At 58.4% G+C, this 22187-nt stretch carries 20 protein-coding genes, 1 tRNA gene and 1 pseudogene; 6 read left to right on the forward strand and 16 right to left on the reverse strand.

Going from position 1 to position 22187, the window contains the following annotated elements; genetic code table 11:
• The first annotated feature begins 7 nt into the window (after positions 1–7).
• The gene (locus tag GHO03_RS02995) at positions 8–472 is read left to right on the forward strand and encodes a TIGR02444 family protein (protein WP_095024232.1); all 465 of its coding nucleotides are present in this window, start codon (positions 8–10) and stop codon (positions 470–472) included.
• Here the strand turns inward: GHO03_RS02995 and GHO03_RS03000 are convergent.
• On the reverse strand, positions 469–1398 hold the full coding sequence (locus GHO03_RS03000; protein ID WP_133143928.1) for an AlgP family protein: 930 nt from the start codon (positions 1396–1398) through the stop codon (positions 469–471). The two genes, GHO03_RS02995 and GHO03_RS03000, sit on opposite strands and share 4 nt — an antisense overlap.
• 248 nt (positions 1399–1646) lie before the next feature.
• Between GHO03_RS03000 and GHO03_RS03005 the strand changes: the two genes are divergently transcribed.
• Positions 1647–2312, forward strand: a complete 666-nt coding sequence (locus GHO03_RS03005) for an FKBP-type peptidyl-prolyl cis-trans isomerase (protein WP_095000678.1) — start codon at positions 1647–1649, stop codon at positions 2310–2312.
• A gap of 59 nt (positions 2313–2371) precedes the next feature.
• Here GHO03_RS03005 and rsd read toward each other — a convergent pair whose 3' ends face one another.
• The 8 genes and pseudogenes from rsd to GHO03_RS03045 all read right to left on the reverse strand — a co-directional run.
• On the reverse strand, positions 2372–2842 hold the full coding sequence (gene rsd / locus GHO03_RS03010) for a sigma D regulator (protein ID WP_095017807.1): 471 nt from the start codon (positions 2840–2842) through the stop codon (positions 2372–2374).
• 190 nt (positions 2843–3032) lie between these two features.
• Entirely contained in the window at positions 3033–3560 is a 528-nt protein-coding gene (locus GHO03_RS03015) for a disulfide bond formation protein B (protein WP_095017808.1), read from the reverse strand.
• Positions 3561–3780: 220 nt separating this feature from the next.
• Positions 3781–5022 (reverse strand): heme biosynthesis protein HemY, encoded by a 1242-nt coding sequence (locus GHO03_RS03020; protein ID WP_095000675.1) that lies wholly within the window; start codon positions 5020–5022, stop codon positions 3781–3783.
• Entirely contained in the window at positions 5019–6146 is a 1128-nt protein-coding gene (locus GHO03_RS03025; protein ID WP_095000674.1) for a uroporphyrinogen-III C-methyltransferase, read from the reverse strand. Before GHO03_RS03025 ends, GHO03_RS03020 begins: the two co-directional genes overlap by 4 nt.
• A gap of 16 nt (positions 6147–6162) precedes the next feature.
• Positions 6163–6930, reverse strand: a complete 768-nt coding sequence (locus tag GHO03_RS03030; protein ID WP_133143929.1) for a uroporphyrinogen-III synthase — start codon at positions 6928–6930, stop codon at positions 6163–6165.
• Entirely contained in the window at positions 6927–7868 is a 942-nt protein-coding gene (gene hemC, locus GHO03_RS03035) for a hydroxymethylbilane synthase (RefSeq protein ID WP_095000672.1), read from the reverse strand. Before hemC ends, GHO03_RS03030 begins: the two co-directional genes overlap by 4 nt.
• A gap of 126 nt (positions 7869–7994) precedes the next feature.
• Positions 7995–8741, reverse strand: a complete 747-nt coding sequence (locus tag GHO03_RS03040; protein ID WP_095000671.1) for a LytTR family DNA-binding domain-containing protein — start codon at positions 8739–8741, stop codon at positions 7995–7997.
• A pseudogene (locus GHO03_RS03045) lies at positions 8738–8869 on the reverse strand (sensor histidine kinase); the annotation flags it as partial. The pseudogene GHO03_RS03045 and the gene GHO03_RS03040, both read right to left, overlap by 4 nt.
• A gap of 257 nt (positions 8870–9126) precedes the next feature.
• Here GHO03_RS03045 and argH point away from each other — a divergent pair.
• Positions 9127–10521, forward strand: a complete 1395-nt coding sequence (argH, locus tag GHO03_RS03050; RefSeq protein ID WP_095000670.1) for an argininosuccinate lyase — start codon at positions 9127–9129, stop codon at positions 10519–10521.
• A gap of 143 nt (positions 10522–10664) precedes the next feature.
• Here argH and GHO03_RS03055 read toward each other — a convergent pair whose 3' ends face one another.
• Complete coding sequence (locus tag GHO03_RS03055; RefSeq protein ID WP_133143930.1) at positions 10665–11324, reverse strand: glutathione S-transferase family protein; 660 nt, start codon at positions 11322–11324, stop codon at positions 10665–10667.
• A 125-nt stretch (positions 11325–11449) separates the two neighbouring features.
• On the opposite strand from GHO03_RS03055, the gene GHO03_RS03060 reads away from it, so the two are divergent.
• Complete coding sequence (locus GHO03_RS03060) at positions 11450–11734, forward strand: hypothetical protein (RefSeq protein ID WP_016782995.1); 285 nt, start codon at positions 11450–11452, stop codon at positions 11732–11734.
• Positions 11735–11741: 7 nt separating this feature from the next.
• Here the strand turns inward: GHO03_RS03060 and dibA are convergent, their stop codons facing one another.
• Positions 11742–13664 carry a phosphodiesterase DibA gene (gene dibA, locus GHO03_RS03065; RefSeq protein WP_095017810.1) on the reverse strand — a complete coding sequence of 641 codons (1923 nt, stop codon included), beginning with the start codon at positions 13662–13664 and terminating at the stop codon, positions 11742–11744.
• Between the two features lie 149 nt (positions 13665–13813).
• Between dibA and desA the strand changes: the two genes are divergently transcribed.
• Complete coding sequence (desA, locus tag GHO03_RS03070) at positions 13814–14998, forward strand: delta-9 fatty acid desaturase DesA (RefSeq protein WP_165446538.1); 1185 nt, start codon at positions 13814–13816, stop codon at positions 14996–14998.
• A gap of 79 nt (positions 14999–15077) precedes the next feature.
• On the opposite strand, the gene GHO03_RS03075 is transcribed toward desA, so the two are convergent.
• The 3 genes from GHO03_RS03075 to gabD form a co-directional block, all read right to left on the reverse strand.
• Positions 15078–16319, reverse strand: a complete 1242-nt coding sequence (locus GHO03_RS03075) for an HDOD domain-containing protein (RefSeq protein WP_133143931.1) — start codon at positions 16317–16319, stop codon at positions 15078–15080.
• A gap of 145 nt (positions 16320–16464) precedes the next feature.
• The gene (gabT, locus tag GHO03_RS03080; protein WP_133143932.1) at positions 16465–17748 is read right to left on the reverse strand and encodes a 4-aminobutyrate--2-oxoglutarate transaminase; all 1284 of its coding nucleotides are present in this window, start codon (positions 17746–17748) and stop codon (positions 16465–16467) included.
• A 177-nt stretch (positions 17749–17925) separates the two neighbouring features.
• Positions 17926–19368 (reverse strand): NADP-dependent succinate-semialdehyde dehydrogenase, encoded by a 1443-nt coding sequence (gabD, locus tag GHO03_RS03085; RefSeq protein ID WP_095000664.1) that lies wholly within the window; start codon positions 19366–19368, stop codon positions 17926–17928.
• A gap of 347 nt (positions 19369–19715) precedes the next feature.
• On the opposite strand from gabD, the gene GHO03_RS03090 reads away from it, so the two are divergent.
• Positions 19716–19792: transfer RNA gene (locus tag GHO03_RS03090), tRNA-Arg, on the forward strand.
• A 293-nt stretch (positions 19793–20085) separates the two neighbouring features.
• Here the strand turns inward: GHO03_RS03090 and GHO03_RS03095 are convergent.
• On the reverse strand, positions 20086–21186 hold the full coding sequence (locus GHO03_RS03095; RefSeq protein ID WP_153399116.1) for a hypothetical protein: 1101 nt from the start codon (positions 21184–21186) through the stop codon (positions 20086–20088).
• Between the two features lie 212 nt (positions 21187–21398).
• On the reverse strand, positions 21399–22097 hold the full coding sequence (locus GHO03_RS03100) for a hypothetical protein (RefSeq protein ID WP_153399118.1): 699 nt from the start codon (positions 22095–22097) through the stop codon (positions 21399–21401).
• Positions 22098–22187 lie beyond the last annotated feature (90 nt).

The following is a 22187-nucleotide window of genomic DNA, read 5'->3' on the forward strand; positions in this document are numbered from 1 at the left end:
TTGCACTATGCAGACTGACCTGTGGAATTACTGTTTGAACCTCTATGCCCGACCTGGGGTGGAGCAGGCCTGCCTGCAATTGCAGGACCAGGGTGTGGATGTGTGTGTGCTGCTGTGTGCAGCCTGGCTTGAGGAGCGCGGCGTGGCCTTCGACAAGGCGCGCCTTGGGCAACTGAATGCCTGTGCCGGACCCTGGCAGCACGAAGTGGTTCAGCCGTTACGACAACTGCGAACACGCTGGCGCGAAGCAGCCGCGCACGACGATGCACTGGCGACGCTGCGCGTGCAGGTCAAGGCATTGGAGCTGGAGGCCGAACGGATGTTGTTGCGGCGCCTGGAATCCGTGACTCATGGCTGGTCGAAAACGCAATCGCAGGATACCTGCGCCTGGCTGCAGAAGATGACGGTCGATGCCGGTCACCCTGATTGCGACGCGCTGCATACGCTGCGCGTCGCAATCAATCGCGCTTAAGAAGCGCTGGCTGGGGTCGTAGCCGAGTTTGTAGCGGTTACCGGAGTTGACGCCGGGGTTGTAGCGGGTGCCGCGGCGGCGGACGTCACGGCGGGCTTGGCCGGAGCCGTGGCCGGTTTGGCAGCTGCTGGCCTTCTTGCGGCAGGCTTGGCTGCTGCAGGCTTGGCCGCTGCAGGTTTGGCCGTTGCGGGTTTTGCCGCAGGCTTGGCCGTTGCGGGCTTGGCCGCTGCGGTTTTAGCGGCAGGTTTGGCCGCTGCAGGTTTAGCAGCAGGTTTGGCCGCCGCTTTTACCGGGGCTTTTGCTGGTACTGGTTTGGCTGCTGCGGGTTTGGCGGTCGGTTTTGCCGCAGCCGTTTTGGACACTGCCGGCTTGGCCGCTACGGTTTTTGCAGCAACTGGCTTGGTCGCAGGCTTAGCCGCCGCTACTTTGCCGGCAGGCTTGGCAGCTGCTTTGGCCGGTGCTTTGGCCGGAGCCTTGGCAACCCCTTTGGCAGCCGGTTTTTTCGCTGCCGCTGCAGGCTTGGCATCGCGACTCGACAAAGCCTTGCCAACAGCCTCTTTGACTCGACCGATACCTTGGGCCAACTTCAGGCTTTCTTGAGCATCACGTTTGAGTTGCAGAATATAAGTGCGCGTTTCGCTTTGACGGTCTTTGAGTGAGTCGAGCAGTTGCTCGAGCTCTTTGACCCCAGACTTGGCCTTGGCCTGAGCCTTGGATTTTCCGGCGTTGGCGGCGTCTTGCAGTTTTGCACGTGACTTGTGCAGTTTTTCCTGCGCTTTACCGCGCTGCTTTTCAAGCTTGGCGAGCAGTTTCTCAGCATCAGCCAACGCTTGGGAGCAAGCGTTTTCCAAATGCTCAAGCAGACTGCCTGAGAGCTGTTGGAGCAAGTGCAACGGCGTATTTACGGGCTTCTTATTGGCCGACATGGTTTACCTCCTGGCTGAAGTGAGTGCGGCTCATACTAGACCTCTGCAACTACCGCCGCTAGGGCATGTTGACACTAAGGATAGCTGCACGTTGCATGACGTCGAAAAACTTGTGCTGGATCAATCTTTAACGGCCAAGCCAGCTAAATTCAAAGAGTGCCCAAACGTCTTTTAGCCCCTTCGAATTAAAACATCGGCGCCGCTCGGGCGCTGGCATAATCGCTCGCACATCACGCCGGAGAACCCCCATGCCGCGTTACATGTTTTGGATGTTGTTGTGCCTTGCGCCTGTGGCTGACGCAGCCCCCTCTCCCTCCCCCGACGACGCCCGCGATCTGGCCTACAGCATGGGCGCCAGCCTGGGCGAACGCTTGCGCCAGGAAGTCCCCGAGCTTCAAATCCAGGCACTGATCGAGGGCCTGCACACCGCCTACCAAGGCAAACCGCTGGCCCTGACGGATGAGCGCATCGGCCAGATTCTGGCGCAGCATCAGGCTCAAACAGATCCCGGGCAGGCCTCGTCAGGCATCAACGCCGCCCTGAGCGCTGAAGAAGTTTTTTTGCTGGTCGAAAAACAGCAACCCCAGGCTCGCGAGCTGGCCGACGGCATCATCCTGACCGAACTAAAACCCGGCAAAGGCGCCAAGCCCGGCCCACAGGATTCGGTGTATGTGAGCTATGTGGGCCTACTGCCCGATGGCACCGTGTTCGACCACAGCACCCAACCACAATGGTTTCGCCTGGGCAGCGTTATCGCCGGCTGGCGCAGTGCATTGGTACAGATGCCGGTGGGTGCGAAATGGCGGCTGGCGATACCTTCAAGCCAAGCTTACGGCACCCAGGGGGCCGGGGATCTGATTGCCCCCAATACACCACTGGTGTTTGAAATCGAACTGTTCGCTACCCGAAAGTAACCGTCCCGGAAATAAAAAACGGCGCGCCATTGCGCACCGTTTTTTAAATGAATTGTTGCTTAAGCCTGAGCGGCTTCTTTCTGCTTGTGCGCGCTGTGCAGCACTTCGATCAAGCAGTCTTCAAGCTCAAAACGCTCATCAAGCAGAGCGCCCAAAACCTTGATCTCTTCTGCCAGCTTGTCACAGTCAGGGCGATGGGCCTTACCATCACAATGATCGTTGAAAGCCAGGGCGGCCTCCGTAATCACGTTGATACGCGGGTAGATGGTCTCTGCCAGGGCAAGCCCGCGCTCGTCATTGAAGGCCTTGGCCTCCTGATTGAGCTGCTCGTAAATCTCGAAATGGCCTGCGGACACATAGTCGACCAGCAGCTGGCAAAACTCTTTTTGAGGCCCGCGTTTGGGATTGTTTTGCTGCTCCAGCAGAGCCGCATAAGCCTTCACAAGTTTACGGCGCTCAAGCAACCAGCGGTCTACCAGTTGGTGGACGCCGTTGAATCGTTCCTGAGCACTCTCGCATCTTTCGAGCATGATGATCTCTCTTCCCTTGTGGGCCCATGCCACCCGACATCAGCCAGGCCTGTGTGAACCAAAACCTGCACGATTGCACGGGCATTGGGCGGCATAACTCCGTGATACGTGCGGGCCAGATTATGCCCGCTTGCCAACTGCTTCAAGGTACCCACGAGAGAAAATTCATACAAGTGTTTAATCCCAAGTGCTACTTCACGTCGCAGTCACGGGGTAATTTGTCCCTGGCAATCGAGCGACTGATCTGAAAGATGGCAAGAACAAGCAGCCCGATAAAGGCCAGCAAGCTCAACTCGGGAATGCTCAAGTCAAAGATGGTCCAGTGAATATGTGTGCAGTCCTCACTGCCACGATAAATCATCGAAATGATTTCACTCGGCGACATGTCGCGCCAGATGCACGCCAGCTCTGGCTGACAGAGCATCAGTTGATCTGGCGCCAGCTCTTGCAGCCATACCTGCCTCAAGGCACTCGCCGCGCCACCCAGCGCGAACAACATGGAGGCAAGGGAGTAACACAACATGCCAAAACCTTTGGGGCCATGGGCAAAAGCCACCAGGTTGACGAGGCAGAAATCCAGCAAGAAAAAACGCTGAACCTGACATAGCGAACAAGGCTTGAGCCCGGGCCCGTACTCGAGATAAAAAGTGCCGCCCATTACCAAGGCGCCTACTACAAAGGCTAAAAAGAAAATAAAACGTGAAGCTGCCAAGAACATGGCTTTTCCATGACAAAAGAGACAGTTGGTTACGGTAGATGAAAGCCATTAGCCCTTTCAAGGTGACCCTAAGCGGATAGTTCTCGAAGAAACCAAGGAAACCCCAACAGAAACACTAAGCCTTTAGAACAAATCATGTAGGAAAAGGCAGATTGCCCCTCGCTCGCTCAATACTGCAGGCAGCCCCACGTGTGCCGAAACACACGCCAGGCTGGCCTCTTCACAGGGTCGTGGCAGTGACTGGCAAGGGGGATGCGAGCAAACGCTCATCCAGCAAATTCAGCCCTTCCTGAAAAAGCTGATTACTGCGCCCCGTATCTCCCAACTGGGCCAGCAGTCGTGCCAGCTCGGCACAGGTTTCGGGGTTGCGCTCCACCTTGAGGCTGCTTTCAAGGTAATCCCGCGCTTTGCCCCACAAGCTGTTTTGCAGGCACAGGCGACCCAGGGTCAACAGCAGGCTGGCATCGCCGGGATGGCTCTTGAGCCAGCCTTCGGCGGCCTGCAACTGCTTCACCGGGTCACTGCCACGCAGCAGGCCATAGAGGCGCACAAGATGGCTGTCATAACTGCGCTTGAGCGCCCCGCGCAAGACTTCTTCGGCTTCAGTTTGCGCGCCCAGCTGGCGCAATTGCTCGGCATAGGCCAGCACGAGCGCGGGCTCCTGGCGCTGGGCCGAGGTAAGCTGTTGCCAGGCGCGTTGAAGTGACTGCAACCCCGCCTCGCCTTCGCTTTCACGCTGGGCCGCCAGGCTCAGATTCTGCCCCCAGGCCCGTCGCTCCAGCTCGGCCAGCTCCTTGGGCGGCAATACCTTGTCCTTGCGCAGCTCTGGCAACAGGCGGATCAACGCCGTCCAGTCGCCACGCTGCTGGTGCAGACGCTGCAGCTGGCGCAACACCTGAACATTGTGTGGATGGCGCTCGTGCATGGCCTGCAAGGTCACCAGCGCGCCCTCGGTGTCAGCACGGTCCACCTGCAACTGGGCATGGCTCAGGGCAATGGCCAGTTCGGCCTGAGGCTGGCGTTCCAGCGCTCGCTCCAGCAGGTTGTCGCTTTCTTCGTAGTGCCCCTGCTCGTTGGCCGCTCGTGCAGCCCCCAGGTAGTAGAGCAATGGCTGCGGCTCGGCTTCGGCGGCACGGGCCAGATGCTTCTGTGCGCTGGCCCAGCGGCCCTCGGCAAGGTCCATCTGGCCTTGCTCGATGGCGATCTGCACTCGACGGCTGCGGTTGCGCCGCGACCACGGGTTGACCAGCCCTGTAGAAGCCGTCACCAGCTCCACCAGCAGCTTGACTCCCCACACCAGCAGCCACAGGACGGCCAGCAGCGCGAGCGTTGCCCAGACACTGGATTCGTAACGGAAATTTTTATAGGCGATCAGCACATAGCCCGCATCTTCAGCAATTGCCAGGCCGATGCAGGCCGCAGCTGCAATCAACAAGAACACAATCACGTAGAAGCGCTTCATGGAAGTGCCTCCTGCGCCGGGCTGGCAGCCGCTTTGACCGGCTCTTGCGCACGCACATGCCGACGCTCAAGGTAGGCCTGTACCGCGCTCAAGGCAGCCGCAAGGTCCGGGGTTTTTACCGTAACCGGCTGCTTGCCGAGTTCAATCACTTGCTCGAGGATTTTTTTGCTCTGCGGGTTATCCGCATTGAAGTTGCCCTTGAGCACATCTTGCGCCTGCGCCAGGGCCTGGGTGTAAACCGACTCCTGGCCATTGAGCGCCGCCCACTGGGCTTGCTCCAGCGCCAGGCTCAAGGCCAGGCGAACCTGGGTCAGGCTTTGGCCAGCCAACAGGGGGCGCACATTTTTGTCGGCATTGAAGTCGATGCGGATGTAGTGCGAGATCTCCTCCCACCACCGGGACCAACGGCTCGCGCCATCGCCATCAGCGGTGAGGCTGGCCAGCGAGTCACCCTGGTTCTGATAGGCCGGGGCCAGCGCACTGAGTTGCGCCACTTGATCACGCAAGGCCGCCAACTGCAAAAACAGTCCGGTGCGGTCCGGTTGCTCAACACTGCGCAATGCAGTCAGGCTTTTGGCCAGTTGCTCACGAGCGGCGAATGAACCCGGATCGTTCTGCTCGCGCAAAATCGCGTCCGCGCCCTGTACCAGTGCCTGGGCGCTGGTGACGTCTTGCAGGGCCGACAAGCGCAAGGTGGCAAGACGCAACAAGTGCTCGGCCTCGGCCAGGCGCCAGTCTTTGCGGCTTTCGCCCAGCACGGTTTCCAGGCGCTGGTTCAGGCGCTGCTGATCGCCTTGCAGCTGCACGACCAATTGGCGCTGATTATCCAGTTCACTGGCCGAAGGCAGTTGGTTGAGCCGCGCCAGCAGCTTCTGCTCGCCCTGCTTGATCGAAAGCGTTTGCGCGGCCAGGGCCGGTACGTCGCTCAACTGCTCTGCGGTGGCAGCTTGCAGTTGACGCACCTGCCATACCCCCCAGCCGCCGACAGCAACACCGGCGGCGCCGAGCAACAGGGCGAAAACCGCCAGGCCATTGCCTCGACCCTGTGGTGCAGGTTCGGTTTTTTTAGCCGGCGCTTCTGGCGCGGGCTGCACGTGTTCTTTGGACAAGACTGTTTCGCTCACGAATCCATCCTTTGCATTAGAAAGCAGGTGCGGGATGCTCCCGCAGCGCCGCCAGCAAAGCCGTGGCGCTTGCACCACGACAATCCACAACATGTTGCGCCCCGGCGCTGCGAGCCAGCTCAGCAACCCGCGGGCTTGGAACAAACAACGGCAGGCACCCAAGCATGGGCCAGGAATCGCCTGCCATCTGCCGTAAATGTTCAAAACCCTGCCCACTGCTGACCACCAGCGCGTTCAGGCGTTCCACTTCAACCCGCCGGGACAGGGTTGCAGGCGGGTATGACGGCAGTACGCGGCGGTAGATTTCAAGGTAGTCGACCTGCGCGCCAATGCTGCGCAGACGATCCGCGAGCAACTCGCGACCACCCTCCCCACGCAGGATCAACACGCTGGGCTGATCCCCCCCCACTGCAGACTTGAACTCGGGCATCGCCAGCAGCGCCTCGCTGTCATCACCCCGTTGAGGGTAGCTAACATCGAGGCCGTAATCGGCGAGAATCTGCGCCGTCGCGGCGCCAACGCTAAACCACTTCTGCCGGGGCGCATGCGGCCAGTACTGGCTGACCAGCTCAAGCCCCAGGCGCGCCGCAGGCTTGCTGACCACAATCACTGCGCAATACCGGTCAAGACCCGCAATCAGCGCACGCTGAGCATCAGTCATAGTCAACGGGCTGATCGCCAGCAGTGGCAAGCTGCTGCTATATATCCCGGCAGCCGCCAGCTCAGCGGCCAGCGCGGCCGATTCCTCGGCTGGCCGGGTCAGCAGCAAGCGCCAGCCTGTCACTCGTGACCTGCCTCACCATAAACGGCTTTGAGAATATCCCCAGCCCCTTGGGCCAGCAGAGCCTCAGCCACTTGCACACCCAACTCACTGGCGTGTGCACGCGGCGCACGGGCGTCGGCACTGAGCAACACACCGCCACTCGGCTCGCCGACCAGGCCGCGCAGCCAGATTTGCTCGCCTTCAAGCACGGCATAACAGGCAATCGGCACTTGGCAGCCACCGTTGAGATGCTTGTTCAGCGCACGCTCGGCCGTAACGCGCACGGCCGTATCGGCGTGATGCAAAGGCGTCAGCAGGGCATGGATTTCGGGATCTGCGCTGCGGCATTCGATACCCACTGCGCCTTGGCCACCGGCTGGCAAGCTGTCTTCGATGCTGATGGGTGATGTGATGCGCTGTTCAAAACCGAGGCGAATCAGGCCGGCAGCCGCGAGGATAATGGCGTCGTATTCACCTGCATCGAGCTTGGCCAGACGGGTATTGACGTTGCCACGCAGAAAGCGGATTTGCAGGTCCGGACGGCGAGTCAGCAACTGGGCCTGACGGCGCAGGCTCGACGTGCCGACAATGCTGCCCTGAGGCAAATCGTCGAGGCTGGCATAGGTGTTGGAAACGAAGGCGTCACGCGGATCTTCGCGCTCGCAAATGCAAAACAGACCCAGGCCTTCAGGGAAGTCCATCGGTACGTCTTTCATGGAGTGCACGGCGATGTCTGCTTCGTTTTCGAGCAGGGCTGTTTCCAGCTCCTTGACGAAGAGCCCCTTGCCGCCAATTTTCGACAGCGGCGAGTCCAGCAGCTTGTCACCACGGCTGACCATGGGCACCAGCGTCACCAAAATACCGGGGTGAGCCTGCTCTAAACGGGCTTTAACGTATTCGGCCTGCCAAAGAGCCAGGGCGCTTTTACGGGTAGCGATGCGGATTTCGCGAGAGGACATGGATCAATCCGTACTGAAAAGATACGGCTGATAATAACAGCTCAGCCAAAACAGCTTTGACTTGTATCAGAAAGTCCTCGGCCTCCCTGGCCCAAAAACGGCGTATCCACGCCTTTTGAGCACGAATTACAGTTGCTGCATCATCTTGCGAACACCCGCCACATGCCTGCGGCTCACAATCAGCGCATCCCCGTTCAGGCCGCGCAGGAACAGCTGGAAATGCCCAAGGGGCGTGCGTTGCAAGCGCTCGATGCGGTCTCGGGCCACCAGTGCATTACGGTGAATACGCACAAAGCGTTCACCAAACTCGTCTTCGAGTGCCTTGAGCGGCTCGTCGAGCAGAACTTCACCGCCAGCGTGACGCAATGTCACGTATTTATGGTCAGCGATAAAGTAGATCACCTGGTCGATAGGGATCAGCTCAATGCCTTTTCGGGTTCTGGCACTGATATGACTGCGTGGGCCACTGCCGGTTTGCGCGGCAGGCCGGGTGAGTGCAGCCAGCTGGATGCGGTTGGGCCGGTGCGCCTCTTTCAGGGCAGCACGCAGGGCATCTGCGGTGACCGGCTTGAGCACATAGCTGACACCGCTCTCTTGCAGGGCCTGTACGGAAAACTCGTCAGGCGCCACGCAAAACACCACCGAAGGCGGTAGCTCGCGCTCGCACAATTTGGCTGCAACCTGCAACCCGTCGAGGCCTGGCAGGCGGATATCGAGCAAAACGACATCCGGTTTCAGGCTTTCGATCAGGTTAAGTGCCTCTTCGCCATTAGTGGCGCCAGGCTCCAGCAACGTATAGCCCCCGAGCGTGCTGAGCAAATGGCTCAAATGCTCGCGGGCCAGGGTTTCGTCATCAACGATCAGGACATTCATATAGCGCTGTATTCCTGCGTGAGTCTCGCACAAGGATAGCGTAGACAGGTGATGTGACGACTGTCACGGCGATCCACGCTAAGACTAGCGCGAAGGCCAAAAAGTGCCGCAAACCTCACAGCAATATTCACCTGCCTCGATTGCTCGATTTAATACCGGATACGTCTGGCAATCTACAAAGACCTGCTATGACTGATCCATACGACCAACTGTAGACGGTTGCCAAGGCGAAAGTATTCAAACGATACATTTCCTTTCGGAAATTTATTTATACCGCACTTCACACAAAAACCTGCCGAGCTGCGTCAACGCCATGAATGGCAACCCTGTTATGATTCGCGGTAACTATTTGTGTAACTCCCCTCAGCCGATTACGAGCGAATCCATGAGCACCGACAAGACCAATCAGTCCTGGGGCGGCCGCTTCAGTGAACCCGTCGACGCCTTCGTTGCGCGTTTCACCGCCTCCGTCACTTTCGACCAGCGCCTTTATCGCCATGACATCATGGGCTCCGTGGCTCACGCCACGATGCTGGCCAAGGTCGGCGTGCTGACCGATGCCGAACGCGACAGCATCATCGACGGCCTCAAAACCATCCAGAGCGAAATCGAAGCCGGTACGTTTGACTGGCGCATCGACCTGGAAGACGTGCACATGAACATCGAGGCGCGTCTGACCGACCGCATCGGCGTGACCGGCAAAAAACTGCACACCGGCCGTAGCCGTAATGACCAGGTTGCGACCGATATCCGCCTGTGGCTACGTGACGAAATCGATCTGATCCTGGCCGAGATCACCCGCCTGCAAAAAGGCCTGCTGGAACAGGCAGAGCGTGAAGCCGAGACCATCATGCCCGGCTTTACCCACCTGCAGACCGCACAGCCGGTAACATTTGGTCACCATATGCTGGCCTGGTTCGAGATGCTCAGCCGCGATTACGAGCGCCTGGTCGACTGCCGCAAGCGCACCAACCGCATGCCTCTGGGCAGCGCCGCACTGGCCGGCACCACCTACCCGATCGACCGCGAATTCACCGCACAACTGCTGGGCTTTGACGCCGTGGGCGGCAACTCGCTGGACAACGTCTCCGATCGCGATTTCGCCATCGAATTCTGCGCCGCCGCCAGCATCGCGATGATGCACTTGTCGCGCTTCTCCGAAGAGCTGGTGCTATGGACCAGCGCGCAATTCCAGTTTATCGACCTGCCCGACCGCTTCTGCACCGGCAGCTCGATCATGCCGCAAAAGAAAAACCCCGACGTGCCGGAATTGGTACGTGGCAAAAGCGGCCGTGTATTCGGTGCGCTGATGGGCCTGCTGACCCTGATGAAAGGCCAGCCATTGGCCTACAACAAGGATAACCAGGAAGACAAGGAACCCCTGTTCGACGCCGCCGACACCTTGCGCGACTCGCTGCGCGCCTTTGCCGACATGATCCCAGCGATCAAGCCCAAGCACGCGATCATGCGTGAAGCGGCGCTGCGTGGTTTCTCCACCGCGACCGATCTGGCCGACTACCTGGTGCGCCGTGGCCTGCCGTTCCGTGACTGCCACGAAATCGTCGGCCACGCTGTGAAGTACGGCGTTGAAACCGGCAAGGACCTGGCGGAAATGAGCCTCGAAGAACTGCGTCAGTTCAGCGATCAGATCGAAGACGATGTGTTTGCCGTACTGACCCTTGAAGGTTCGGTCAATGCCCGTGATCACATCGGCGGCACTGCGCCGGCGCAGGTGAAAGCGGCAGTAGTTCGCGGCAAGGCGCTGCTGGCCAGCCGTTAAACCTCAAAGCGGCGCCCCTGTGGGAGCGAGCCTGCTGGCGAAAGGTGTTATGGATAACGCGTTTTGCTGGATAAACGCGATGTTCTTGAGACCTTCGCGAGCAGGCTCGCTCCCACAATAGGGGGCGACACCCTGTGTACTGGTTATTTCTTGCTGCTGATCCACGCCAGAAACTGCGGCATGGCGGCGTCCTTGTCCGCGGCGATTTTCTGCACGTGCGGGTTTTGCTGCAGACGCTCCAGCAATGCCTTGGCACCCGGCATGTCGGCCAGCAGGTCGAGACCAAACACCTTGTGTGCGACGCCACAGGCCAGATCAACGCTGAAGGCGAAGTAGATATCCGCCACGCTCAGGATCTCGCCCGCGACATAAGGCGCGAACTTGCCGTGACGGCCCAGGGAGGCGATACCGTCGAGCAGCTCGGTGCGGGCCTTTTCCTTGATCGCGTCGGGCACTTGCATGCCGAAAAACGCCTCGGGGTAACAGGCGCGGGCAGGCAACTCGATATACAGCTCGATTTCCTTGGCCAGTGCCAACACCTGCGCACGCTCAAACGGATCCACTGGTAGCAGCCTGAGGCCCGATTGGGTTTGCTCGATATATTCCAGGATCACGCTGGTTTCGTTGATAAAACCTTGTTCAACGCCCAGTGCCGGGACTTTGCCGCGGGGGCTGATGGCCAGCGCCTCAGGGGTCTTGCCAGCGAAAAACGGCACTTCTTCAAAGGGCACGCCCTTTTCCAGCAGCGCCAGCTTGACCATGTTGTAGTAGTTGCTGACTGCGAATCCATAAAGCTTGAGCATTACAAAGCCTCCAGGCCGTGTTGGGGTTGGCAGCAGCTGTTATAGAGCTTCGCCATCAGGCTGGCTAGCAGCATCAGCATCCTGAATACCGTTAGACTGCCAACCTTTACCCAAGGAGCCTGCCCATGAGCGAGCCAACCGATATCGACAACGAAGAAGAAGAGTTCGCCGAATCCACCCTGATTCAGGCGATTGAAAACCAGATTGAAAGCGACAACCCGCCTGCTGCCAAAGCCACGTTCAACAAACTGACCCTAGTCGGCTACGAGCGCGACGATATTCTGCAGATGATGGCCCATGTTTTGGCCGTGGAGATTGACGCGATCCTCGAAGAAGATCGCGCCTTTAACACTGAGTGGTACGAAGCCGCACTGCGCGCGCTGCCGACCCTGCCGCCAGAAAAGGACTAAGCCCGGTTCAGGGGCGAATTGCCGGCGCCCGCTGCCAGTCCAGATCCTTGGCAGGCATCGGACGCCCAAACCAGTAGCCCTGGCCCAGGTTGCAGTCAAGGTCGAGCAGGAACTGCGCCTGCTCAACCTGCTCTATCCCTTCGGCATGTACCTCCAGGCCCATGCTTTGACCCAGTGCGATAACCGCTCGCACGATCGCCACATCATCATTGTCCCCAGGCAAGCCGGCGACAAAGCCCTGATCGATTTTCAGCTTCTGCACAGGCAGGCGCTTGAGTCGAAGCAAAGATGAAAAACCGGTGCCGAAATCATCGATGGCCAGGCGCAAACCCAGCACCCGCAGACGATGCATCTGCTCCAGGGCCACTTGCGAGTTGTCCATCACCGCACTTTCGGTCACTTCAAGCTCCAGCAAGGCCGGATCCAGCCCGGTGTCTGCCAGTACCGTTGAAACCAGCGAAAACAGCTCGGGACGGGCAAACAGTCGGCTGGAAATATTCACCGCCACAAACGACAGTTCCACACCTGCAGCCTGCCACTGAACCATCTGCCAACAGGCTTGTTCCAGCACCCAGGCGTCAATCTCGGCGATCAACCCGGTACGTTCCGCGATCGGGATAAACTCACCCGGTGACAACAGCCCCCGCAGCGGGTGCTCCCAGCGCACCAGTGCTTCAACGCCAATCAGGCGGCTGGTTTTAAGGTTGTGCACCGGCTGGTAGTACACGCGCAGCTCGTGCTGCTCCAGGGCGCGGCGCAGATCGCTGGCCACCTCAACCCGGTATTGGGCATGGGCCGTCAGCTCCTCGGTGTACAAGGCATAACCCTCGCGTCCCGAACTTTTGGCCTTGAACAAAGCCGAGTCGGCATTGCGCAGCAATTGCTCGGCGTTCAGAGCATCGCCGGGGAACACGCTGATGCCGACGCTGGCGCTGATAAAGAGTTGATGCCTGTCGACATCGAACGGGCCTTTCATGACCTCCAGCACCTGCTGCGCAAGCCCGGCGGCCTGGCTCGCGTGCTCACAGCTGTCGACCAGCACGGCGAACTCATCACCGCCCAGCCGGGCCACGGTAAAGCCTTTGCCGAACACCCTGAGCAAACGCTCGGCCACCGCCTTGAGCAGCAGGTCACCGACGTTGTGGCCCAGGCTGTCATTGATGATCTTGAAGTGATCGAGGTCGATCATCAGCAGAGCACAGCCGGTCTGGTGGCGTTGCGCAGAAGCCAGCGCCTGCTCGGTGCGGTCGGTGAACAGCAGACGGTTGGGCAGGTCAGTCAGGGGATCATGGTGAACCAGACGTGCGAGCTCGGTCTGGGAGTTCTTGATCGCGGAGATATCCGAAAAAACCGCGACATAGTGACTGACCTGGCCTTTGTCATCGGTAATCGAGCGCACGGTCTGCCACTGCGGGTAGACCTCGCCGCTTTTGCGCCGGTTCCAGATTTCGCCGTGCCACTCGCCGCGCTCATCGATCGTCTTGAACATTGCCTGATAAAACGCGGGGCCGTGGCGACCCGACTTGAACATGTTCGGGCGTCGGCCAAGCACCTCTTCGGCCGGATAGCCGGTTATTTCAACCAAGGCACGGTTGACGTGAACGATCACCCCGCGGCTGTCGCTGACCAGCACCCCTTCACGGGTGCAGTCAAACACCACCGCTGCCTGACGCAAGCGCTCCCTATCCTGAAGCTGGCGCTTCAGACCGGGGTTCATCCCCAAAAAATCGAACAAACGGGCCCGGGCGAAAAAAATCAGTACGGCGCTGAACAGGGCAAAAACATAGCCATTTACCTGCTGCCACCGCACCAACTGTGCTGAATCATCGAAATAACTGTTCAATAAATGATCAGTCACCAGCAGCCAGAAAACCGCTAGCAGCCCGTATAACAAGGCCGTACGCAAGGCATCGCGAGAAGAAACAGACATAAGAAAGTTAATGCGCCTACAAAAAAGTGGGAATTATAGTGTAAGAAACATCCGGGCACTCTTATCTGAAAGGCCGACTGGTTTTATCTGGCTGCATGGTGATAATGCGTGTTGCAGTTTTTTTCATCTTCCCGAGGGCCAAACAGCCTATGTGGTACAACGGTTTTCTCGACTTGTCAGCCTGGCAACTGGTGGCAGTCACTCTGTTGATGACCCACGTGACCATTATCGGTGTCACGGTTTATCTACACCGCTACTCAGCCCACCGCTCGCTTGAGCTCAATGGTGGCCTGAAACACTTTTTCCGCTTCTGGCTGTGGCTGACCACCGCGCAGAATACCCGTGAGTGGACAGCCATCCACCGCAAGCACCACGCCAAATGCGAAACCGTCGATGACCCGCACAGCCCGGTTATCAAAGGGTTATCGACCGTTTTGCGAAAAGGTGCAGAGCTGTATCGTGAAGAAGCGCAAAATCCTGAAACATTGCGTATTTATGGCAAAAACTGCCCTGAAGACTGGATTGAGCGAAACCTTTATTCGCGTTACAAAATGCTCGGCGTGGCGCTCATGCTGGTCATCGACCTGTTGCTGTTCGGTGCTATCGGCCTGACTATCTGGGCCATCCAGATGATGTGGATCCCGGTGTGGGCGGCAGGTGTGGTCAACGGTTTGGGTCACGCGGTGGGTTATCGCAACTTCGAATGCCGCGACGCAGCCACCAATCTGGTGCCTTGGGGCATCATCATTGGCGGTGAAGAGCTGCACAACAACCACCACACCTACCCCAACTCGGCCAAGATGTCGGTCAAGAAGTGGGAGTTCGACCTGGGTTGGGCCTGGATCAAGGTCTTCAGCTTTTTGCGCCTGGCCAAGGTTCAGCGTGTTGCGCCTATCGCCCACCGGGTGGAAGGCAAGGGCAATCTGGATATGGACACCGCCATGGCGATCCTCAACAACCGTTTCCAGATCATGGCGCAGTACCGCAAGCTGGTGATTGCACCGCTGGTGCAACAAGAGCTGGCCAAGGTCGATCATTCGGTGCGTCATCAGTTCCGCCGCGCCAAGCGTCTGCTGTCGCGCGAAACCAGCCTGCTTGAAGACCGCCACCATCAGCGTATTGAAAAGATGCTGGAGCATAGCCACTCACTGAAAGTGATTTACGAGAAGCGGCTGGCCCTGCAACAGATCTGGGTCAAAACCAGCACCAACGGTCACGACATGCTGGCGGCGATCAAGGAATGGGTTCACGAGGCAGAAGCCAGCGGGATCCAGTCGCTGCGCGACTTTGCCCACCAGCTCAAGACCTACTCGCTGCGCCCTGCAGCGGTTTAAGAGCAAGCACCCTCACCCCAACCCTCTCCTGGAAGGAGAGGGGGCTGATCTTCAATGTGACGAAAATCCGCTTTTGCCTTTAGTCCCCTCTCCCTCCGGGAGAGGGTGAGGGGCTCTTGATCAACTGCGAAAGCTGCGACATACCCACCCGCAACAAGCGCGCCGTCTTCCCGCCGGCCACCTCGGCAATCCCCTCTTCCGACTCCAGATTGGCCACTTGCGCCGCCAGGTTCATCACCAGCGCTTCTCGCGAGTACACCCCGCCACCCAGGTGATACATCGCCGCAATCAACTCCCGCAGCTCCAGCGGCAATCGCCAGCGCGTGCGCAAGGCTGAACCATAGGCTGCGCCAAACTCGGCCAGAGAGGCATCAATAGCCTGGGTATCCAGCTCCCCACCCGCCTGGCGCCACTCCTGCAAGCAACGCACCAAGGCCAGATCACCCAGGCAGTGCAACAACCCGGCGCAGAAACAACGCTCCTGATCCAGATTCAACATGCCTGCCAATGTGCGGCCATAGTCTGCCGCGCGCTGGGACAACGCCCAGTAACGCTCGGCGTAGTCCGCCAGGCAAGGATCGCTCAACTGCGCGCTGTACTTGAGAGTAAGCCCCTGGACCAGGTTCACGCTTTGCGCAGGCCCCAGCCGCTGCATGGCTTGCGCAAGGGTCTGGGCCGGGCTCACAAGGTGCTGCGCCGCACTGTTGGCGGCCGCAATCAGCACCGCCGTAATTTGTGGATCGGTGCGTACTTGCTGCTCAAGCCGTGCCAGGTCCACCCCTTCAGGCGTGAGGCTGCCCTTGAGCGCCGATTGCGCATCCACTCTTAGCGGCGCGCCATCTGAAGACGCGCGGCGCTGCTCCAGAAAACGCTTGAGGGTCATGCCTGGCGCCAGTGCCGGTACGTCACACGAAATCTCTTGCCCCGCCGAGAGCAGCAGGCTCTTGAGGCGCCTGGTCAGGCCGGCAATATCCAAGGGTGTGGTCAGATAAGCCGTTGGCGCCAGCGGCAAGGCTTCGCGCACACTGGCGCTGTCATTACGTGCACTCAACAAAATAAATGGCTGCGCTGCAACCGCGCGGCGTTGGCGCACAGTGCGCAACAGATCCAGACCACCTACACCCGGCAGCTCACAGTCAGCAATCACCAGGCCATAAGTTTTCCTGCCCAACTGCGCAAGCGCCTGCTGACCGTCGCCACAGACATCCAGTTGAGCGTCGCAACGTACCGTCAGCACCACTTGCTTGAGCAAATCCCGAGTCCAGGGATCGGCCTCGGCAATCAATACAGTGGGTGCTGCCATTAAATCTACAACCGTCATCCAGTTTGCTCCCCGTGCGATACAGGCACCTTAGTCAAAGGGCGCACGCGGATACAGGCCAAAACACCCAAATAGACGCTTCAGACGCAAAAAAACCGCCGAAGCGGTTTTTTTGTCTATCAGGTCACACCGTCAGGTGCGCAGCTCACGCCAGTTCAGCGAAGCACTCCTCGATGATGGCCAGACCTTTGTCCAATTGCTCGTTAGGCGAGGTCAGCGGTACCAGTACGCGCAGGACGTTGCCGTAAGTGCCGCACGACAGCAGGATCAGACCCTTGTCGCGAGCCTTGGCAACCACTTGTGCCACTGCCGTCGGATTTGGCTTGTGCGAATCGCCGCCTTCGAACAGCTCGACCGCGATCATCGCGCCCAACGCACGCACATCACCGATCACCGGGTGCTTGGTCTGAATAGCCTTGAGGCCGGTTACCAGGCGCTCGCCGACTTCCTTGCAACGGTCCAGCAGGTGCTCTTCTTCAAACACATCCAGTACCGCCAGCGCTGCTGCGCAAGCAATCGGGCTACCGGCATAGGTGCCGCCCAGACCGCCTGGAGCGATGGCGTCCATGTACTCGGCCTTGCCGCACACACCGGCCAGCGGGAAGCCGCCAGCGATGGACTTGGCGAAGGTGGTCAGGTCAGCCGTTACGCCCATCTGTTCCATAGCGAAGAACGTGCCGGTACGGCCAGCGCCGGTTTGCACTTCGTCCGCGATCAGCAGGATGCCGTGCTTGTCGCACAGCTCGCGCAGACGGGCCATGAACGCTTTCGGCGCCACATAGAAACCACCTTCGCCCTGTACCGGCTCGATGATGATGGCAGCGATGTCTTTAGGCTCGGCGTCGTTCTTGAAAATGCGCTCGATGCTGGCGATGGAGTCATCCACGCTCACGCCATGCAGTTCGCACGGGTACAGCGCGCGGAAGATACCGCCTGGCATCAGACCCATGCCTGCCGAGTACGGTACGACTTTCCCGGTCAGGCCCAGGGTCATCATGGTACGGCCATGGTATGCGCCAGTGAAGGCGATCACGCCGGCACGGCCAGTTGCGGCACGGGCGATTTTCACGGCGTTTTCAACGGCTTCGGAACCGGTGGTGACCAACAGGGTTTTCTTGTCGAAATTGCCCGGGACCTTGGCGTTGATCTTTTCGCACAGCTCGACGTAAGGCTCGTAAGCCAGTACCTGGAAGCAGGTGTGGGTCAGCTTGGTCAGTTGTTCTTGCACGGCGGCAATGATTTTCGGGTGCAGGTGACCGGTGTTCAGTACCGCGATACCGCCGGCGAAGTCGATGAACTCGCGGCCTTCAACGTCGGTAACGGTGGCGTTAATCGCCGATTCGGCGAAGATCGGGTGGATCTGGCCAACACCGCGCGGAACAGCGGCTTCACGGCGTTTCATCAGGGATGCGTTGGTCTTGTTGCTCATGGTGTTCCTCATTCGCCGCTGATCAAGCGGCGTGGTTCAAGGCTGACGCGCCAGGCAGACACCCATGCCAGCATGCGATGATCGACTGGCATGGCGCTCCCGGCCACAAAAATTAACAGTTTGAAACGCAGGGGAAGCATCGCTCTCGTGCCCCCTCTGCTTGAACCACCCGCCGGGTTAGATGCCCAGGCAGAGATATTTGATTTCCAGGTAGTCTTCGATGCCGTACTTGGAGCCTTCACGGCCCAGGCCAGAAGCCTTGATCCCGCCGAAAGGCGCGACTTCGTTGGAGATCAGGCCGGTGTTGACGCCCACCATGCCGTACTCCAGCGCTTCAGCCACACGGAATACACGGCTCAGGTCGCGGGCATAGAAGTACGATGCCAGGCCGAACTCCGTATCGTTGGCCATCGCGATCACTTCGGCTTCGTCCTTGAAGCGGAACAGCGGCGCCAGCGGGCCGAAGGTTTCTTCCTTCGCCACAGCGGCGTTTTTCGGCACGTTCACCAAAATGGTCGGCTCGAAGAAGCTGCCTTCCAGGCTGTTGCCGCCGGTCAGCAGGGTCGCGCCCTTGCTCAGTGCGTCAGCGATGTGCTCCTTGACCTTGGCCACGGCCTTGTCATCGATCAGGGGGCCTGTGGTGGTGCCTTCGTCCAGACCATTGCCGATCTTGAGCTTGGCCACCGCTACTTTCAGTTTTTCTGCGAATGCGTCGTAGACCGAGTCCTGAATGTACAGGCGGTTGGCGCATACGCAGGTCTGACCGTTGTTGCGGTATTTGGAGATGATCGCGCCTTCTACGGCTTTATCCAGGTCCGCATCGTCGAACACGATAAAAGGTGCGTTGCCGCCCAGCTCCAGCGACACTTTCTTGATGTCCTTGGCGCATTCGGCCATCAACTGGCGACCGATTTCGGTCGAGCCGGTGAAGGACAGCTTGCGCACGATCGGGTTGCTGGTCAGCTCGCCGCCGATATCGCCGGCACTGCCGGTTACAACGCTCAACACGCCTTTAGGGATGCCGGCACGGTGCGCCAGCTCAACCAGGGCCAGGGCCGAGAACGGGGTTTGCGAAGCTGGCTTGATCACCATGGTGCAACCGGCGGCCAGGGCCGGGCCGGCTTTACGGGTGATCATGGCTGCCGGGAAGTTCCACGGGGTAATGGCAGCGGTCACGCCGATCGGTTGTTTGATCACGATCAGACGTTTGTCCGGCTGGTGGCCCGGGATAACGTCGCCATAAATACGCTTGGCTTCTTCAGCAAACCACTCGATAAACGAAGCAGCGTAAACGATTTCGCCCTTGGCTTCGGCCAGTGGCTTGCCCTGCTCCAGGGTCATCAGGCGGCCGAGGTCGTCCTGGTTTTCGATCAGCAGCTCAAACCAGCGACGCAGCTTGGTTGCACGCTCTTTGGCGGTCAGGGCACGCCAGGCTGGCAACGCTTTGTCTGCGGCTTCAATGGCACGACGGGTTTCAACCGCGCCCATCTTTGGCACTGTGCCGATGATTTCACCGGTAGCCGGGTTGTTGACCTTGATGGTCTGGCCACCGTCCGCATCAACCCAGGCACCATCGATATAGGCTTGCTGGCGGAACAACTGTGCGTCTTTGAGCTGCATGTGGGCTTTCCTTAACAGCACCGCGCAGGCGCGGAGCGAATTATTAAAGTAGAAAGGCGCCGTGGAAGGCTGCCGTCAGGAAGTCATTGACTGCCAAAGTATCTAAATGACGCACAAAGAACATGCCGTGCGATTCAGCACCCAGACAAGAGCGTTTGAAATCTCAAACGAATCCTAGGGATAAAGGGGGTAAAGGACAATAGCCTGTTCGAAAAAAAGAACAAGCTGCCAGACTTCACCGTTTTATCGCCCGGCCCCCATTAATAGCCCATAACGCGTAAGGAAACACCTCACGAATCAGCGGCATGGACGACTGACACGCAGATGAGTATGATGGCGGCCGCGTCGCACCAGTAGCTCAGCTGGATAGAGTACTGCCCTCCGAAGGCAGTGGTCGTGGGTTCGAATCCCGCCTGGTGCACCATACAAAACAAGGCCTTAGGTGAAAACCTAGGGCCTTTTGTTTTGAGCTGTGCCAGTTCTGTGCCTAAACCGTGCCTCCCTATCCCATGCGGCTTATGCGCTGAGTATGCCTTTGACTACTAGCTATGTGGGCTGGAAGAGCTGAGAGGATGTATCCATCCCTGCAATTGGCTCAGCCCAACGCGCTTTCCACATACACCAAGCCCTCATTGGCGGCTTGAGGTACTAGGCCTAAGGCCTAAGGCCTGGGGGCGCAAGACTCACCTTTGCCCAAAACAGTTGTGGCAAGGCTTGTCAGAAACGCAGGCTGCTCAACTTGGCGATAAACATATCCACTATCCTCCCTGGATCCAGGTCAAATTTTTGCTCTTCACTGATGTTCCAGTCATCGTCATACGGTGATCGCCATAAGGGCCAATGCAGGTCTGCTAGAGATGGCTCGAGAGAGCAGTTAGGTGCTGAGATCGAGAGCATAAGACTCAGCAGGATCTTTTCGCGCAGAACACCCCTTGGAACGCTATCAGCGGACTTCGCCAGAGCTTGAAAGAGCTTCTGGAGGTAGTGGATGAAGTGTTGCACCGCGTCGCCCAAAGGCGGTGCGGTTCCAAGCTCGTAAACTTCCACGAAAAGGGAGGCTTTCTCATCGCGCACTTCTTCTGACGCTTGCTGATGGAAGCTATCCGTCAGATGCAAGATATCGGTCGGCATCTCGTTTACGACGAAACTCCCCACAGAATACCTCGGCGCCTCTCCCGGGCTGTTATAGAAAACTCTGGCCGCAACAGCGACATCTTCGATTTTCTCAGCTGGAAACATTGCATTCACACCGAATCCTACTTGCGCAGCATCAGCGAGCGTAGATCGGACTAGCTCGATCAGCTCGGCCCTATAGTCTCGATTGGTCGCGCCTTGGTAATCGAATATATGCCCATATCCGACATTCTCAACCTTGCCCAGCAACCGACGCAAACCCCGCCATCCGCCTGCGTAAAAGTTGCGCCAGCCCCATGACTCCCTGGTTTCGATAGCGGGTAGCGGAGTGGGAGCAGCTTCAAGAGAAGCTGACCGCTCCTCCAAGCTTTGATCCAACCTGGATTGCAACTCCTTGAGGGTCCGTTGCTGGCGGCGAAGCTCGCTGGCCAAACCAAGACCTATTGAGCTAAGGCGCGTTTGGCCCACAACCTCCTTATGGTTGATGGCAACCCGCGGGCGAAGCCCTGAGCCGAACACCTGCTCACACCAAGCGGCATAGGTCAAGTTTTCGCCAGTGGTACGGGGCAGTCTGTTCGCCAGCTTCTTAAGGAGGGAAGTCTCCAGATAGGAGCAATCGACCAAAACGTCGAACCTCTTCAAAACCCTGAACTGAACCCACTGCTCTAACTCTTCACGGTCCATCCAGTTACTCCACTTCAAGTAAGATCAATGTTCGTTCTAATATTATTCAACCACCGGACAACTTGGCATTGCCGAAACTGTGCGGGGCACATGTCTTAGCGCTGCGGGGCTGGGAGCTGACTCGGCTGGACGCGCACCGAAAGACATGGGCACGACCAAGGCGAGATGGAGGCGGTGATAGATATCCCAACCCAACTCTGGCATTCCCCTGCTCATCTCAAGCCAGTTGATGCTGCAATCCGCGAAACATCTAAAGAGAATGCTCTGCGGCCGAGAGCAACAAAGCCCTTGCGACCTGAAACGGTTTGGTCAAATACGAGTTGTGTACCCTCACGCCGCAGGTAGCGTTCAGTGCCACATTTACCGCAGTTAGCTCGGAAGCCGATAGGACTTTGAAAAAAGACATCAGCCTTAGCTTCGCAAACTGGGCATTTTTCCAAGGCGATGATTTCTTGATTATGTCGCTCCAGAGCTTCCGCTTGCCGAGAAGAGTTAGCAGTAACGAGAGCATCTTTGAGCTCAGCAATCGAGTCTTTGGAGATAGCTTCCCTAAGCTCCAGTGCGTGATTCTGGCGGTCAACATGCAACCCTTTGATACCGTCAGCCAAAGCCAATGTCTTCATCGGAATCTTAGTTAACGGCTGCCCGTACGATTGCAAAACCATACGGTAAAGGACTGTATCAACGAGCAGGCCAAAGCGCTCCACGCAGTACATGTCAGATGGTGATAGAGCAATCCACTGCCCCTGATAAGCAGCCTGTTGAGGCTCCTGCCCAATAGCAGGCCAGGCGATGAATCTCTCCAGAGAAAGCTGCAGAGTTTCATCCAACAAATGCACATCAGTTAACCATGGCACTACAGTGAGAAGAACTTCCTCAGAAGCATGCTCACCTGAAACAACGCTGACCAATTGCCAATCCAACCTGTAGTGGTCAACTCATCCCGGACACGACGTTAAGTTTTTTCTCGGCCTGAGCCGGCGTTAGCCCGCCATTAAATT

The organism is Pseudomonas sp. FSL R10-1339 (genome assembly GCF_009600545.1).
Lineage (GTDB): Bacteria > Pseudomonadota > Gammaproteobacteria > Pseudomonadales > Pseudomonadaceae > Aquipseudomonas > Aquipseudomonas bubulae.

Bases quoted from the DNA above. Each gene is read 5' to 3' on its own strand.
- GHO03_RS02995 (WP_095024232.1), top strand. From the start codon at position 8: ATGCAGACTGACCTGTGGAATTACTGTTTGAACCTCTATGCCCGACCT.
- GHO03_RS03000 (WP_133143928.1), bottom strand. From the start codon at position 1,398: ATGTCGGCCAATAAGAAGCCCGTAAATACGCCGTTGCACTTGCTCCAA.
- GHO03_RS03005 (WP_095000678.1), top strand. From the start codon at position 1,647: ATGCCGCGTTACATGTTTTGGATGTTGTTGTGCCTTGCGCCTGTGGCT.
- rsd (WP_095017807.1), bottom strand. From the start codon at position 2,842: ATGCTCGAAAGATGCGAGAGTGCTCAGGAACGATTCAACGGCGTCCAC.
- GHO03_RS03015 (WP_095017808.1), bottom strand. From the start codon at position 3,560: ATGTTCTTGGCAGCTTCACGTTTTATTTTCTTTTTAGCCTTTGTAGTA.
- GHO03_RS03020 (WP_095000675.1), bottom strand. From the start codon at position 5,022: ATGAAGCGCTTCTACGTGATTGTGTTCTTGTTGATTGCAGCTGCGGCC.
- hemC (WP_095000672.1), bottom strand. From the start codon at position 7,868: ATGTCCTCTCGCGAAATCCGCATCGCTACCCGTAAAAGCGCCCTGGCT.
- GHO03_RS03040 (WP_095000671.1), bottom strand. From the start codon at position 8,741: ATGAATGTCCTGATCGTTGATGACGAAACCCTGGCCCGCGAGCATTTG.
- argH (WP_095000670.1), top strand. From the start codon at position 9,127: ATGAGCACCGACAAGACCAATCAGTCCTGGGGCGGCCGCTTCAGTGAA.
- GHO03_RS03055 (WP_133143930.1), bottom strand. From the start codon at position 11,324: ATGCTCAAGCTTTATGGATTCGCAGTCAGCAACTACTACAACATGGTC.
- GHO03_RS03060 (WP_016782995.1), top strand. From the start codon at position 11,450: ATGAGCGAGCCAACCGATATCGACAACGAAGAAGAAGAGTTCGCCGAA.
- dibA (WP_095017810.1), bottom strand. From the start codon at position 13,664: ATGTCTGTTTCTTCTCGCGATGCCTTGCGTACGGCCTTGTTATACGGG.
- desA (WP_165446538.1), top strand. From the start codon at position 13,814: ATGTGGTACAACGGTTTTCTCGACTTGTCAGCCTGGCAACTGGTGGCA.
- GHO03_RS03075 (WP_133143931.1), bottom strand. From the start codon at position 16,319: ATGACGGTTGTAGATTTAATGGCAGCACCCACTGTATTGATTGCCGAG.
- gabT (WP_133143932.1), bottom strand. From the start codon at position 17,748: ATGAGCAACAAGACCAACGCATCCCTGATGAAACGCCGTGAAGCCGCT.
- gabD (WP_095000664.1), bottom strand. From the start codon at position 19,368: ATGCAGCTCAAAGACGCACAGTTGTTCCGCCAGCAAGCCTATATCGAT.
- GHO03_RS03095 (WP_153399116.1), bottom strand. From the start codon at position 21,186: ATGGACCGTGAAGAGTTAGAGCAGTGGGTTCAGTTCAGGGTTTTGAAG.